The 14,541-nt window shown below is 64.2% G+C and carries 10 protein-coding genes and 1 pseudogene; 9 read left to right on the forward strand and 2 right to left on the reverse strand.

The window, feature by feature from the left end:
• Positions 1-26: 26 nt before the first annotated feature.
• Positions 27-677 (forward strand): cysteine hydrolase family protein, encoded by a 651-nt coding sequence (locus tag ADT71_RS18235; protein ID WP_132469567.1) that lies wholly within the window; start codon positions 27-29, stop codon positions 675-677.
• A 21-nt stretch (positions 678-698) separates the two neighbouring features.
• Here ADT71_RS18235 and ADT71_RS18240 read toward each other — a convergent pair whose 3' ends face one another.
• Positions 699-1,466 (reverse strand): energy transducer TonB, encoded by a 768-nt coding sequence (locus tag ADT71_RS18240; protein ID WP_054439048.1) that lies wholly within the window; start codon positions 1,464-1,466, stop codon positions 699-701.
• Positions 1,467-1,825: 359 nt separating this feature from the next.
• Here ADT71_RS18240 and ADT71_RS18250 point away from each other — a divergent pair, with 359 nt between their 5' ends.
• The 4 genes from ADT71_RS18250 (at position 1,826) to ADT71_RS34065 (ending at position 7,293) form a co-directional block, all read left to right on the forward strand.
• Complete coding sequence (locus ADT71_RS18250) at positions 1,826-2,749, forward strand: LysR family transcriptional regulator (protein WP_054439050.1); 924 nt, start codon at positions 1,826-1,828, stop codon at positions 2,747-2,749.
• 90 nt (positions 2,750-2,839) lie between these two features.
• Positions 2,840-4,831 carry a TonB-dependent receptor domain-containing protein gene (locus tag ADT71_RS18255; RefSeq protein WP_231636018.1) on the forward strand — a complete coding sequence of 664 codons (1,992 nt, stop codon included), beginning with the start codon at positions 2,840-2,842 and terminating at the stop codon, positions 4,829-4,831.
• 69 nt (positions 4,832-4,900) lie between these two features.
• Positions 4,901-5,752, forward strand: a complete 852-nt coding sequence (locus tag ADT71_RS18260) for a DUF4198 domain-containing protein (RefSeq protein ID WP_054439053.1) — start codon at positions 4,901-4,903, stop codon at positions 5,750-5,752.
• 257 nt (positions 5,753-6,009) lie between these two features.
• Positions 6,010-7,293, forward strand: a complete 1,284-nt coding sequence (locus tag ADT71_RS34065) for a cystathionine gamma-synthase family protein (RefSeq protein ID WP_082370445.1) — start codon at positions 6,010-6,012, stop codon at positions 7,291-7,293.
• A 285-nt stretch (positions 7,294-7,578) separates the two neighbouring features.
• Here the strand turns inward: ADT71_RS34065 and ADT71_RS34070 are convergent.
• A pseudogene (locus tag ADT71_RS34070) lies at positions 7,579-9,954 on the reverse strand (TonB-dependent receptor); the annotation flags it as partial.
• A 277-nt stretch (positions 9,955-10,231) separates the two neighbouring features.
• Between ADT71_RS34070 and ADT71_RS31495 the strand changes: the two are divergent.
• The 4 genes from ADT71_RS31495 to ADT71_RS35095 are packed head-to-tail and all read left to right on the forward strand — an operon-like array spanning position 10,232 to position 14,452.
• A complete protein-coding gene (locus ADT71_RS31495) occupies positions 10,232-11,896 on the forward strand; it encodes a molybdopterin-dependent oxidoreductase (protein ID WP_197283075.1) in 1,665 nt (554 codons plus the stop codon).
• The gene (locus tag ADT71_RS31500) at positions 11,893-12,873 is read left to right on the forward strand and encodes a molybdopterin oxidoreductase family protein (RefSeq protein WP_304437747.1); all 981 of its coding nucleotides are present in this window, start codon (positions 11,893-11,895) and stop codon (positions 12,871-12,873) included. The genes ADT71_RS31495 and ADT71_RS31500 overlap by 4 nt, the downstream gene beginning before the upstream one ends.
• Positions 12,870-13,772 carry a flavodoxin domain-containing protein gene (locus ADT71_RS31505; RefSeq protein ID WP_197283076.1) on the forward strand — a complete coding sequence of 301 codons (903 nt, stop codon included), beginning with the start codon at positions 12,870-12,872 and terminating at the stop codon, positions 13,770-13,772. Before ADT71_RS31500 ends, ADT71_RS31505 begins: the two co-directional genes overlap by 4 nt.
• The gene (locus tag ADT71_RS35095) at positions 13,772-14,452 is read left to right on the forward strand and encodes a hypothetical protein (RefSeq protein ID WP_156336668.1); all 681 of its coding nucleotides are present in this window, start codon (positions 13,772-13,774) and stop codon (positions 14,450-14,452) included. Before ADT71_RS31505 ends, ADT71_RS35095 begins: the two co-directional genes overlap by 1 nt.
• Positions 14,453-14,541: the final 89 nt, after the last annotated feature.

Here is a 14,541-nt window from a genome sequence, read left to right on the forward strand (position 1 = left end):
ACAAACTCTTAGGACGATATCCCGCAATGACAAACCCTGGGGCACTCAACCTTACGGCAACTCCGGTTTCGCATTCCGGCAGCCGCCGGTTCGTCATCGTCGTGGACATGCAGGGGGACTTCGTACATGCCGACGGCGCCCTGCCCGTCCCCGGCGCGCAAGCCATCGTGGCGCCGATGCAGGATTGGCTCAACGCGCTCGATCCCGCGCTGACCGCCGGTGTCCTGCTTACTTTCGACACGCATCAGCCTGAAATCTATTCCGGATCTCCGGAAAGCGAGAAGTTCCCCATTCATTGCATGAAGGGAACGGCGGGCTGGGAAAGCGTGCTCGATGCAAGCACCATCGATTCCCTCATTCCGATCTATACGCTGGAAAAGGGCGTGTTCGATATGTGGGCCGAACCCGGACTGGCGATGGAACCTGCACGCGGCGCGCAAGGTGAGCCGACAGGCCGCGACAGCTTCTTCGCCGATCTGGCCGGGTCGGGCGTGGAGGCCATGACGGTAGTCGGCGTGGCGGCGGACTACTGCGTGCGCTGGGCCATGGAAGGCCTGCTCGCTCGCGGCTTCAGGGTTGATCTACCCGCATCCCTGACGCGCGGCATCGGCAAGAATGCCGGGGAAGTCATCGCCGAACTGGGCGAAGAACACCGCCCGGCTGCGCTGGCTCCGTAAGCCCTGCCCCCGCCGCGCGGGTCAGGTCTGGAGGACGAAGGGAATCTCGACCAGCCCGCGCACCATGACCGCGGCACCATCGCGCCGCGTGGGAGACCACTTCCAGCGCCTCACCGCGGACAGCGCGGCCTTGTCGAGACGCTCGAACCCACTGCTTTTCGACACCGAGATATCCGCGACCGAACCGTCCGCGCCCAGGATGACCATGAGCACGACCGTGCCCTGCTCTCGCTTGCGGCGCGATTCCACCGGATAGCGTGGCGGATCCGCAGCGATCATCTTGGAAGAAAGGTCCCCTGCGTTCTCGATCCGAGGCGCCGGGGCCACAGCCACTGTCTGCGTCTGGGGCGCTGGCGGGCCCGGAATCGCCACCTGCACGACCGGCGGCTCCGGCGAGGTGGAGATCGTGGCGGGCGCCGAGGTCAGCACGATCGGCGGCGGCGGCGCCACGACCGGGGAGACCGGCTGCACCACCTGCTTCACGGGTTGCGGCTGGGATTTGGGCGGCGGCGGAGGCGGCGGCGTGGGCTGTTCTAGATCGGCGACCACCAGCCGCTTGCGTGCTTCCTGATGGCCGTTGACGATATTGAGTGCCAGCATCGAGGCGATCATCCCGCCGACGATCGCGGTGGCGCCCAGCATCGCGCCGATGTTCGGGCGGCGTTGTTCGCCATAACGCGAAACCGCCCAGGCTCCGGGAAGAGCGACGACCTCGCCCTGGGGCTGGGCCCTCGGACGCTCCGGCAGGACGACGTCGTCCGTCTGCTGAATTGTGGCGTATTTCGTCAAGTTACCGAACCCCCGCCAAAAGCCATTTTGGCCTGGCTAATGCGAGTCATTCGCATAGCTGAACCTTGATTTGCAGTCGAGACACAATCCGCACCGCATGGGCGGTTCCCGCCACAACCGCGCGTAAGGCCGGACGATTCGCAGCCTTGCCTTCCACGATGCATTGCCACTCGATTGCCATGTATTTCGCTATTGCGAATGAAACGCGATAAAGCAATATCCGCAATTGCAAGATGCGAAGCATTCCTTGCAACTTTCGTCAGCCAATCACTTAAAAATTTGTATTAGAATGATTTTTTCTGATTCCATCGTTAGGCGGAAAAATTGCGACTGCGAAGGAATTGCAATAATCGCCGGAAATGTCGCTCCCGATCGCACCCAACCTGCTGCTGATCCTCGCGCTCCTGCTCAAGACTAAAAGCGTGAGCGGGACGGCACTCGCCCTGGGCGTAAGCCAGCCCAGCGTAAGCCGAGCGCTCTCGCAGCTTCGGACCGCACTGAAGGACCCGCTGCTGGTCCGCTCCGGCGCGGGCATGGCAAGGACGCGCCGGGGTGAGGAACTTGTCGGCAAACTGGCGGACTGGGTGACGACGACGTCCTCCCTGCTCGTGGAGGACAGCTTCGCGCCCGCCGAAGTGGAACGGCGCTTTCGCATCGCCTCAACCGATTTCGGGGTGATGTCGGTGCTGCTGCCTGCCATCGCAATGCTTCGAGAACTCGCGCCCGCTATCTCGATCGACATCGTGCAGCTCAGCCATGCCACGCACCGCTCGCTGGCGGAGGGCGATATCGACTTCGCGATTTCCGGGCTCGACCATGACCCGGCGCAGCTTCATCGAATGTTGCTCTTCAGGGACAGCTTCCGCTGCGTCACGCGACGCGATCATCCCCTGGCCGTAAGCGATGACACGCCGATCACGGTGGAAACCTTCCTGAAGCACCCCCATCTCGGCCTCACTGTAAGCGAAGCGGAACTGGACCGGGTGACAATGACGCTCGGCCCGCTCGCCGCCACGCGCAAGGTCGCCGCCAGCCTGCCTTACTTCGGCCTCGCGCCGGACATGCTGGCGGCCGGCGATCTCGTGATGGTGCTGCCCGCACGGGCGGCAAACCATTTCAGCCAGACTCACGAACTGGCTTCGCGCCCGGCGCCGGAGCAACTGGGAGAACTGGAATACTGGCTGCTCTGGCACGAGCGCAGCCACCGCGACCGAGCAGCCGAATGGCTGCGGGACCGGCTTCAGGAGATCTGCTCCGCAAGCCTGACCGGCAAACCTGAATAGTCGATATCCGATCTTGATTGTTGGCCTTGGCCGGCTTCCGTCCCAATGGCGCTACTGCAATCTATTCGCATTAGCACAATGGGGGTTTCCGTGTTCAAAAAATCCGGGCTGCGCGCGAGCGCGGCCACCCTGGCGCTTGTCGTGGCACCTGCCGTGTCGATCAGCGCCGTTCCGGCGCTCGCTGACGAGGCAGACGGCACGACCAACGGCTCGACGATCGTCGTCACCGCGACCAGCCGCGAGCAGGAAGTGAAGGACGCGCCCGCCTCGATCAGCGTTCTCACCCGCGCGGATCTGGAACGCCTGCCCTATCGCGAAATAACCGATGCGCTGATGGAGATTCCGGGCGTCACCGTAACCCCGGGCGAAGGTAACAGCCGCGACATCTCGATCCGCGGCATGTCTCCGCAGTACACGCTGATCCTGGTTGACGGAAAACGCCTCAGTTCGCGCGAATCCCGCACGAACGGGGGCAGCATCTCCGAAGGCGGCATGTTGCCGCCGCTGGAGGCCATCGAACGAATCGAAGTGGTGCGCGGCCCGATGTCATCGCTCTACGGCTCGGACGCGATGGGCGGCGTCGTCAACGTCATCACCCGCCGCATCGCCGACAGCTGGCGCGGCAGCGTCCGAGTGAACGGCACGATGCAACTCGGCAGCGATTATGGCAATTTCGCGGACGGCAGCTTCTATCTTTCCGGGCCGGTCACCAAGGGCATCGGCCTCCAGGTGCAGGGCTCGATCAACCGCCGCACCGAGGACAACGTGATCGGCGGCACCCCCGACCGCAAGGACGAGAGCCTCTCGGGCAAGCTGGGCTTCTCGGCCGGGCCGGACCACGACCTCCTGATCGAGGGCGGGTACTACCGCCAGAAGACCGTATCGACCGCAGGAAAGACCATGGAAGTGACCGCCACCGTGCCTGAAGGCACCGTGGATTCGCAGACCCAGGAACGCTACGTCGCGGCGCTCAGCCACCAGGGACGCTGGGGCTTCGCCAGTTCCGAAAGCTACGTCCAGTACGAGGACGCCAGGAACATCGAGAGCGACAAGCGGATCAAGAACACGGTCGCACAGTCGATCTGGTCGGTGCCGCTGCCGTCGAACATGCTCAGTCTCGGCGGGTTCTTCCGCAACGAGGACCTGAGCGACACCACCGGCAACTTGCTCTCCGGCTCCACCCGCGCAGGTGCCTCGCGCACCAACTGGGCGCTGTTCGCCGAGAACGAGCTCACCATCCTCGACAACCTGCGCCTCACCGGCGGCATCCGCCTCGACAAGGACGAGCAGTACGGCTCGCACTGGACGCCGCGCATCTACGCGGTGTGGAATGCGGCCAGCAACTTCACGCTGAAAGGCGGCTATTCACAAGGTTTCCGCGCGCCCAACCTGCGCCAGACATTGCCGGACTGGGGACAGAGCAGCCGCGGCGGCACGATCTATGGCAACCCTGACCTCGAAGCCGAGACCTCGCGCACCGTAGAGGCGGTGGCGATGTACGAAGGCAAGGGCTTCGAAGCCAGCCTCACCGTCTACGACACCCGCTTCAACGACAAGATCACCCGCGTGACCTGCGAAGTGGCCGGCGCGTGGTGCATCGACGAGCCGCTAAGCTCGATCGGCCGCCCGCCAACAACGTACGTGAATGTCGACAAGGCGAAAGTGCGCGGCATCGAGGCCACCATCGATATCGCCCTCACCGGCACGCTGCGCCTGAACGCCACCGGCACGCTGACGGATTCGGAACAGCTGACCGGCGCCAACATCGGCTCCGCGCTGAACGACACGCCCAAGCAGCAGGCCAGCGGTTCGCTCAACTGGCGGCCCGACGACCGCCTGACCGTTTATGCACGCGCCGTGTTCCGCGGCGAGGAAGCCGTGACGGAAGCCCAGATCAGCGGCAACAACATCGTCGCCTCGTCCTATACGACCGTGGACCTCGGCGGTTCGTACAAGGTCTCGCCGGCCTTCACTTTCCATGCCGGCGTACAGAACCTGCTCGACAAGCGGATCGACTACGACAACTACGGCTATGTCATCGATCCGGCCCGCATCTGGATGGGCGCCACCGCCCGCTTCTGACGACCACGAACTAGCGCTTCGGGGCATCATTCCCGGAGCGCCTTTCGGCTTTTAAATCGAGGACATACCATGCTTTTCCGCTCCCTGCTTCTCGCCGGTTTCGCGGCCGCCGCATTTGCCGCCCCCGCTCACGCACACCGTGCCTGGCTGCTGCCGTCAACCGCCTCCCTGTCCGGCACCGGGCAAGTCGTCTCGGTGGACGCCGCCGTATCGAACGACCTGTTCCACCCCGATCACGTCGCACTGAACACCGACCAGATCACGGTCAATGCTCCCGACGGCAGCGACGGCCTGGTTGAGAACGCCGCCAAGGGCCGCCACCGTTCGACCTTCGAGGTGAAGATCGACAAGCCCGGAACCTGGAGGATCGGCACCCAGCGCACGGCCTATGCCGGAAGTTTCAAGCTGAACGGCGAGGAATGGCGCGTCGGCGGCCGTCCGCCGCGTCCGGTTGCGCCGGGCGCTGCTCCCGCCCCGGTGCGCCGCGTCGCGGGTCTGGCGGATATTCCCGCCGAGGCAACCGACATCAAGCTGGCCGAAGTCATCGCAACCAATGCGATATTCGTAACCGCCGATGCCCCCACCAAGACCGTCTTCGTCACCGGCAAGGGGCTGGAGTTCGATCCCGTCACTCATCCCTCCGCGCTAGTTTCGGACGAGGAAGCCCGGTTCCGGTTCCTGGTCGACGGCAGGCCCGCCGCAGGCGTGAAAGTCAACGTGGTTCCCGGCGCCAAGAAGTTCCGCGAAGCCGAAATGGCGCAGGAACTCGTGACCGACGCGCAAGGCGTGCTCACGGTGAAGTGGCCGGTCGCCGGGGTTTACTGGCTCAACGCCGCTACCGCCGATGCCAGGCCCGACGAACGCCGGGCCAGCGAACGGCGCATGAGCTTCACCACCACGCTGGAAGTGCTTGCCCCCTGATCGTGCCGGAGTTGCCGGACCTCGTTCGGCAACTCCGCGTCGGGGCGGCCGGGTTTCCACCGGGCGCCGCGAGATGAACCGATCGACGATCCCAGCATCCCGTCCTTAGGCGGGCTCGGTATGCCCGCCCACCCAGAGCGGTATCCGTCCGTGCGGACGGGGGTGACACTTGGCACTTTCAATGTGCGAACACAGAACACGCATTGGATGCTATGTTGCGCCGGCCCGTCGCCCGGGCCATCAGCAAGGAGGATGAGATGACCGCACCTCGCGAAAGCAAGACAGCCATCGGTGGACACAAGCTTCACCCGGACACTCTGATGCTGAACTATGGCTACGATCCGTCTCTCTCGGAAGGGGCGGTCAAGCCTCCGGTTTTCCTGACATCGACGTTCGTTTTCCCGACAGCCGAGGAAGGCCGGGACTTCTTCGATTATGTTGCCGGCCGGAAGGAGCCGCCTGCAGGTCAGGGGCGCGGGCTGGTCTATTCCCGCTTCAACCACCCCAACAGCGAAATCGTCGAGGACCGGCTGGCGGTCTATGAAGGCGCCGAAGCAGGCGTCGTGTTCTCCTCCGGCATGGGCGCGATCACGACCACTGTATTGGCGTTTGCCCGGCCCGGTGACGTGATCCTCCATTCGCAGCCGCTTTACGGCGGAACAGAGACGCTTTTGGCGAAGACTTTCGCCAATCTGGGCATCAAGGCGCTCGGCTTTGCAGATGGACTGGACGAAGCCGCCGTGATGGCAGCCGCAAGTGAGGCGGCAGCACTGGGACGGATTTCGATGGTGCTGATCGAGACCCCGGCCAACCCGACCAACAGTCTCGTCGACATATCGCTGCTCGAACGCGTTTGTGCCAGACTGGGCGACCTGCAGGGGCACCGCCCGCTACTGGTATGCGACAATACTCTTCTTGGCCCGGTGTTCCAGCATCCCCTGGCACATGGCGCCGACATTTCGCTCTATTCCCTGACCAAGTATGTGGGCGGGCATTCCGACCTCGTGGCAGGCGCTGCGCTCGGCTCGGCGGCACTCATGCGCGAAGTTCGCCTCCTGCGCAGCGCAATCGGGACCCAGTTGGACCCTCACAGCTGCTGGATGCTGAGCCGGTCTCTGGAAACGCTGGGCCTTCGCATGGAGCGCGCGAATGCCAACGCTGCCGTGGCGGCCACATTCCTGAAGGATCATCCGAAGGTTATCGGCGTGGCCTATCCCCCGTTCTATCCCGCAGGTTCCCGGCAGGCCGAAGTCTTCGCCGCCCAGTGCAGCGGCGCAGGCTCGACCTTCGCCTTCGATATCGCCGGAGGCCAGCCCGCCGCGTTCCGGTTCCTGAACGCATTGCAGATCTTCAAACTGGCGGTCAGCCTCGGAGGCACGGAATCGCTGGCGAGCCACCCGGCCACCACGACCCATTCGGGCGTCCCTCTGGAAGTGCGCGATCGTATCGGCGTACTGGAAACGACTGTGCGGCTTTCCATTGGCATCGAACATGCCGAGGATATTGTCGCCGATCTCGCGCAAGCGCTCGATCTCGCCTGACCTTGCGCCGCGGCAGACCGACCTTTCGAAAGCGCAAGGTCGGTCTGCCGACAAGCAGCGTCGCGCTGCCATTCTCCATCCACCGGTGCTGGATATCGGGCACGCCAACGTCCGCACCGTAAGATGTTTCTTTGAGAATGCCTGTTTAGGATTTCGTAAAAACGCCGGATCAATAGGTAAATCGAAGCGTCGCGCCATAAGTGCGCGCGCTGCGCGCGCCGTGGTGGCACCGAGCCCGGTCGATATCTTTTGCTGGAAATACTTCGTGTCCGAGATGTTCTTCATCCAGAACTCCAACCCCCATTTCTCCGTCGGACGGTATTCGATCGAGCCGTTAAGCAGCATGTATTCGTCCTGCTTCAGGACCCCGTCCGTCTCGAAAGGAAAGCCGCTGTTGTAGCTGCCCATCATGTTTACGCGCAGTTGCTGCACCTCACCCAGCGGGATGGTCGCGCTGGCGCCGAGACTGGCGGAAAAGTCCGGCGCCGTCGGGGTCTGGAACCCTGAAGCATCGCCGAAGCAGGTCTTGAACCCGCCGGCCTGCGGCCCGGTGGTCATCCCCGGCGCGCGGGTTCCGGTGGCGTCGCAGATCGCCGGGTTGGGGTAGATGAACGGAGCGCCTGCCAGCGTGTCGGTCGGGCCGAAGTAGTGGAAGCGGGAATCGAGCCAGGTAAAGCCCCCGAAGATGCGCAGACCGTCGGTCGGCGCAGCCTCGAAATCCACGTCGAGACCATCCACCTTGACCGAAGCCGCATTCAGCAGGGCCGCCGTTCCGATCGTGCCCACCGCCGCCGAGCGCACCTGATAGTTGGTGATGTCATAGTGGAATACCGAGGCATTCAGGCGCAACGCACGGTCGAACAGTTCCGACTTCACGCCGATTTCGTAGGCGTTGATATACTGCGGCTGGACGGGCGGAAGCTGCGGGTTCTGCAACGAATAGGTGCCTGCCTTGAAGCCGCGGTTATAGGAGGCATAGACGCTCACGTCGTCGGAAAGCTCCTGCCGGATCGCGGCGCGCCAGGTGAACTTGCCATAGCTTATCTTGTCGTCGGTCGGGATGAGAACACCCACGACATCGTTGGCGAGCGCGGCATAGCCACCGCCGAGGCGGCGCTGGTCCTTTGTATAACGGACGCCGCCGGTCAGCTTGGTCGTGGATGTCAGCGCATAGGTCACTTCGCCGAACGCCGCGTAGGAATCGGTATCGAGCGTGGCATCGATGTACTGGCCGCTGGTGAGCCCGCCCAGCGCCAATCCGGTGAACCTGGCCCGGTTGAAAACCTCTGAACGCAGGTAGAACGCCCCGATTTGCCAGCTGAGCGGTTCTGTATCGCTTGATGCCAGACGCAATTCCTGCTGATAGGCGCGCGAGCCCGATGTGAACGCGATCCGCATGTAGGGAACCTGCGTGGCATCAACGTCGAAGTCCGATCTGTTCTTGCTGTCGCGCAGGGAACTGATGCTGGTCAACGTCGCAAAGCCGAGATCCGCCTCGCCCGTCAGGCTAACTCCCCAGTTGGTCAGCTGGGTGAGCGAATAATCGTTCGATGCCGTGTCCATGCTGCCGATCGAACGGATGCCCCCGACTACGAGATAGTCCTCATCCACGCTCCAGCCGACCGCGGTATTGTCATCCGTGTCGTAGTAATCGCCTGACAGCACGAATTTCACATCGTCGCTGGCGCGAAGCACGATCTTGGATCGGGCGCCCCAGTACCGCATCTTCTTGATATCGCGGTCCAGCGTGACGTTTCGGCCCCAACCGTCGCGCTGGTCGTAGCCGGTCAGGGCGATGTCCGCGCTGATCCGGTCCGTGATCGGCCCGCCCAGATAGGCCTGCCCCTGTATCGTGTCGTAGTTCGCATAGCCCACCTGCCCGGACGCTTCGAGATGGTCCCCCGGCTCCCGGGTGATGACATGGATGAGCCCGCCGAATGCATTGCGGCCGAACAGCGTACCCTGCGGCCCCTTCAGCACCTCTATACGCTCTATGTTATTGAATTGCATGACGGTGCTGGACAAGTCCGGCATATAGACCCCATCGACGTAGAAGGCATTCGAGCCTTCGTCCCCGATCGAGGCATTGGTGGTGCCCACCCCCCGCACGAAGAACAGGCCGCTGGCACCCGAACGGGAGAACTGCACCGCCGGAACGGCCTGGGTCAGCGTATTGGTCTCGGAAATGCCGGAGGACTGAAGCGCTTCCGATCCGACTGCGGTGATCGCGATCGGCACTTCCTGGAGGTTCTCCGCCCGGCGCTGCGCGGTCACGATGATTTCCTGAAGGCCGTGCGCCTCATCCTGCGCCCTTGCAGGCCGCACCTCGCACAAGGCCATGACGGCGATGGCGGCGCAGCCCCAATACGCAGGTAAAGAACTGGAAAACCGACGATTTCCTGACATTGCACACCCTCCAGATTCGTGCATGGGCGCCGGTCCCGGCGCTCCTCCCATTGCGAAGCCATGCTTCGCCTGTCCTGCCGAGGCGCCCGATTGTATTTGAAATTGCCGCCCCGGATCGCTCCTAAGGGTGATCGGCACGAATAGGAGGGTCAATCGACCAGGAACCGCCAAGGCCGCAAATTTCCGCCACAAGCATAAGAAATTGGCGGATTTTACATCAAGGGAACATAGTTCTCCTGCGCGTTCCGTTCTCATGGCGGGCCGTTTTTGCCTCGAACCTCGATCATTGCCGCCCGGGAGTTCACGCCGGGGGAGATCGGCGGAACGAAAGCCCCCGCCGGATGCTGCAGCGCGAAACAAATTCTTGCAGCGGGTCCCTCGATTAGGCAAGATAGAGCCACGAATTCGGATTCTGCCTGCAATGACGCAGGCGTGATCCAGCGGTCCTTCGGAACCGCATATAGAGGCAACGACGCCATCGACCGGCCCTGCAAGAGGCCCGGTCGTGGCGTTTTTTCGTTTTGGGGACCATGTGAGCAACAGGACGGTCAAGAGCGTATGTCCCTACTGCGGCGTTGGCTGCGGTATCGTCATGGAAGTGGCGGACAACCGGATCGTCAAGGTCTCCGGCGACAAGAGCCATCCCACCAATTTCGGCCGGCTCTGCACCAAGGGCAACACCTGCCACGAACCGGTGGCGGCGGCGGGCCGTGCCGTCACGGCCTATGCCCGGATCGCCGGGGGCAATGACCAGGGCGCTATCCCCATGGAAGAGGCGATCGGCCGCACTGCACGGGGCCTGCGCGCGATCATCGATCGCGACGGGCCGGATGCCGTCTCGCTCTATGTGTCGGGCCAGATGTCGCTGGAGGCGCAATATCTGGCCAACAAGCTCTGCAAGGGCTTCATCGGCACGAACAACATAGAGAGCAATTCGCGCCTTTGCATGGCGAGCGCGGCAAGCGGCTACAAACTGTCGATCGGGGCAGACGGCCCGCCCGGCTCCTATCAGGATTTCGACAAGGCGGACCTGTTCTTCGTGATCGGCGCCAACATGGCCGATTGCCACCCCATCCTGTTCCTGCGGATGATGGACCGGGTGAAGGCCGGGGCACGGCTGATCGTCGTCGATCCGCGCCGCAACGGCACGGCGGACAAGGCCGACCTGTTCCTCCAGATCCGCCCCGGCACCGATCTCGCGCTGCTGAACGGCCTGCTCCACCTGCTGGCGCAGGAAAGCCGGATCGACGAGGATTTCATCGCCGCCCACACCGAGGGCTGGGACGCGATGCACGAGTTCCTGGCGGATTACACCCCCGCCCGCGTGGCCGAACTGACCGGCATTCCCGAGGCCGACATCAGGCAGGCCGCCCGATGGATCGGCGAGGCGGGCGAGTGGATGTCATGCTGGACCATGGGGCTGAACCAGAGCACGCACGGCACCTGGAACACGAACGCGATCTGCAACCTGCACCTCGCCACGGGGGCGATCTGCCGACCGGGAAGCGGCCCCTTCTCGCTTACCGGCCAGCCCAACGCCATGGGCGGCCGCGAAATGGGCTACATGGGTCCGGGCCTGCCGGGCCAGCGCGCGACGCCCAGCGATGAGGACCGCCGTTTCGTGGAGGACGCCTGGGGCATTGCGCCTGGCAGCCTTCGCGTGGATGCCGGGGCGGGGACGATATCGCTGTTCGAGGAGATGGCCGCAGGACGGATCAAGGCCTGCTGGATCATCTGCACCAACCCGGTGGCCAGCGTGGCGAACCGCAAGACCGTGATTGCAGGGCTGGAAGCCGCCGAACTGGTGATCGCGCAGGACGTCTACATCGATACCGAAACCAACCGCTACGCCGACCTGATCCTGCCCGGCGCCCTGTGGGCCGAGGCGGAAGGCGTCATGATAAATTCCGAACGCAACCTCACGTTGATGCAGAAAGCCGTCGATCCGCCGGGAGAGGCGATGGCGGACTGGCAGATCATCGCCCGCGTCGCCTGCGAAATGGGTTATGGTCATGCGTTCACTTATGCGTCGGCCGCGGAAGTCTTCGAGGAAATCCGCGGATTCTGGAACCCGCGCACCGGATATGACATCCGCGCGCCAGCCATGACCGGCTCCGCGAGGCTCCGCTGCAATGGCCCTGCCCGCCGGGTGACGATCATGGCCGGAACCCCATCCGATACCTCAACGACGGCGTGAGCCAGACGGGACGGATTAACGAGGACGGCAGCCGTCCGGCGATCTCCTTTCCCACCGAAAGCGGAAAGGCGCACTTCCTGCCCCGGCCGCACCTGTCCCCCGCCGAGATGCCGGATGCCGATTATCCGCTCGTGCTCAATACCGGCCGCCTCCAGCACCAGTGGCACACGCTGACGAAGACGGGGAAAGTGGGCAAGCTCAACAAGCTCAATCCGGGACCGTTCGTGGAAATCCACCCCGAGGACGCCGCGGCGCTAGGCATCGGCGAGGGTGACAGGGTGGAAGTCCGCTCGCGGCGGGGCCGGGCTGTCCTCCCCGCGATGCTCACAGAGCGGGTCCGTCCCGGCAACTGTTTCGCCCCGTTCCACTGGAACGACGTGTTCGGAGAGGATCTGGCCGTCAATGCGCTCACCAGCGACGCGGTCGATCCGCTTTCGCTGCAACCCGAATTCAAGTTCTCCGCCATTGCCCTCGCCCGGCTGTCAGGGCCGGCGGAGGACGATCCCATCACAGCCGCGCCGGAAGACATGACACCGCCATTCGCAGACCCCCTGCCCGGCCCGGCCGGACTGCTCCCGTTCCAGACGGCCGCGATCGACGCATTCCTGCAGGTCATGGGCCTGAGCCCCGGCACGCCGCCGGCGCTATCCGGAAGCGAGGAACGCTACCTTTCGGGCTTCATGACCGGCCTGCGTTCGGGCAACCTGCCTGAAGACGCCGGTGTGCCCGTGCTGCCCGGCGGATCACCGGTCGATGAAGACAAGCGGACCTACATGAACGGCCTCCTGGCCGGCCTCTTCTCCCGCTCGCCCGCAATTCCGGACGGCGATCGGAGAGAGGCGGTATCCCTGCCCGCCGCCGCGACGTCCAGGGAAAGCCTGCCCGAAGTGCTGGTGCTCTGGGCGTCGCAGACCGGAACGGCGGAAAGTTTCGCCGAACAATGCGCCAGCCGGCTGCAGAACAGTCCTGCAAAGTGAGGCTTGCGCCGCTGGGCAGCGTGAAACCTGCGGACCTGGCCGCGGCAGGCCGGGCGCTGTTCATCGCCAGCACCTTCGGCGACGGCGATGCCCCCGACGACGCGGGCGCATTCTGGTCCGCGCTGGCATCGGAAGCGCCTTCAGGGATCGAGGCCCTGCGCTATTCGGTGCTGGCGTTTGGCGATTCCAGCTACGACCAGTTCTGCGGTTTCGGGCGAAAACTCGACGCCCGGCTGGAGGAACTCGGCGCCAACCGCCTCGCGCCCCGCGCCGATTGCGAACCCGACTTCGAAGTGGAAGCCGCGCGATGGTTGGATGCGGTATCGGCGGCCCTGCTCCCCGGCACGATGGATGTGCCCGCCGAAGCGGCAATGGAAGGTGCCGCCGCCGTGCTCACCGTCGCTCCGGTATCCCCCGCACTGCGCTCCGCCCAGGCCCCGGCGCAAGTCTCCTACACCCGCAAGGCCCCGCTCAGGACGGCGCTGGTTCGAAACACCCTGCTCAGCGGGCTGGGCGCACAGAAGGAAGTGCGCCAGTTCGGTTTCGATCTCGCCGGGCAAGATTTCGCCTACCGCGCCGGCGATGCGCTGGGGGTATGGCCGATCAACTGCCCGGCGCTCGTGGCGGAGATCGTGGACCTGCTTGCGCTCGATCCCGATGCTCCCGTAACTATCAAGGGCCTTGGCGAAGTGCCGCTCCACGAAGCGCTGCTCCGCCACTGGGACATTGCCAAACCCACGCGCAACATTCTCGAACTCATTGCCGAGCGCATGCCGCAAGCCGCGTTCATCCCGCTGCTCGATCCGGACCGCAAGCCGGAGTATGACGGCTCCTGCGCGAAAACCAGATCGCCGATATCCTGCACGAAACCGGCGCCCAGCTCGACACGGCAGACCTGATGCAGGTCATGCGGCCATTGCAACCGCGCTTCTACTCGATCGCCTCCAGCCCGCTTGCGCAGGCGAACGAGGTGCAACTTACCGTCTCGGTCCTGCGCTACAGCAACCGGGGGCGGCGACGCTCGGGGGTCTGCTCGGCCTTCATGGCGGACCGCGCAGCCGAGTACGAGGCCGGGCGCGGAACCGGCCTGTTCCTGCAACCATCCTCGCATTTCCGGCCGCCTGCCGATCCGGCCCGCGCCGCGATCATGGTAGGCCCGGGCACCGGCATCGCACCTTTCCGGGGTTTCCTCCATGACCGCGAGGCCAGCGGCGCGGCGGGAAGCAACTGGCTGTTCTTCGGCGAGCAGCACGAGGCCACCGACTTCTACTACCGCGAAGAGATCGACCAGTGGCGCCGTTCAGGCCACCTCGACCGGCTCAGCCTCGCCTTTTCCCGCGATCAGGCGGAGAAGGTCTATGTGCAAAACCGCATGATCGAGGAAGGCGCAGAACTGTGGCGCTGGATCGACGGGGGCGCGCATTTCTACGTCTGCGGCGATGCCAGCCGCATGGCCAGGGACGTGGACAAGGCGCTCAGACGGGTGATCGCGGTACACGGAGGCATGACGGCCGAGGCGGCGGACGATTACGTCGCCCAGATGCGGGAGGACAAGCGCTACGCCCGCGATGTCTATTAAGTGGCGTAAGAATTGTTCATAACATCCCCGCCCACGCGCCATTTTGTTGAACTTGCGCGGCGCAATCGATAGCCGGTTCGTTCCTCCTC

The sequence above is a fragment of the Novosphingobium sp. ST904 genome (assembly GCF_001298105.1).
Lineage (GTDB): Bacteria > Pseudomonadota > Alphaproteobacteria > Sphingomonadales > Sphingomonadaceae > Novosphingobium.

Coding starts and splice junctions, on each gene's coding strand:
- ADT71_RS18250 (WP_054439050.1), top strand. CDS start 1,826: ATGTCGCTCCCGATCGCACCCAACCTGCTGCTGATCCTCGCGCTCCTG.
- ADT71_RS35095 (WP_156336668.1), top strand. CDS start 13,772: ATGCAGGTCATGCGGCCATTGCAACCGCGCTTCTACTCGATCGCCTCC.
- ADT71_RS34065 (WP_082370445.1), top strand. CDS start 6,010: ATGACCGCACCTCGCGAAAGCAAGACAGCCATCGGTGGACACAAGCTT.
- ADT71_RS18260 (WP_054439053.1), top strand. CDS start 4,901: ATGCTTTTCCGCTCCCTGCTTCTCGCCGGTTTCGCGGCCGCCGCATTT.
- ADT71_RS18235 (WP_132469567.1), top strand. CDS start 27: ATGACAAACCCTGGGGCACTCAACCTTACGGCAACTCCGGTTTCGCAT.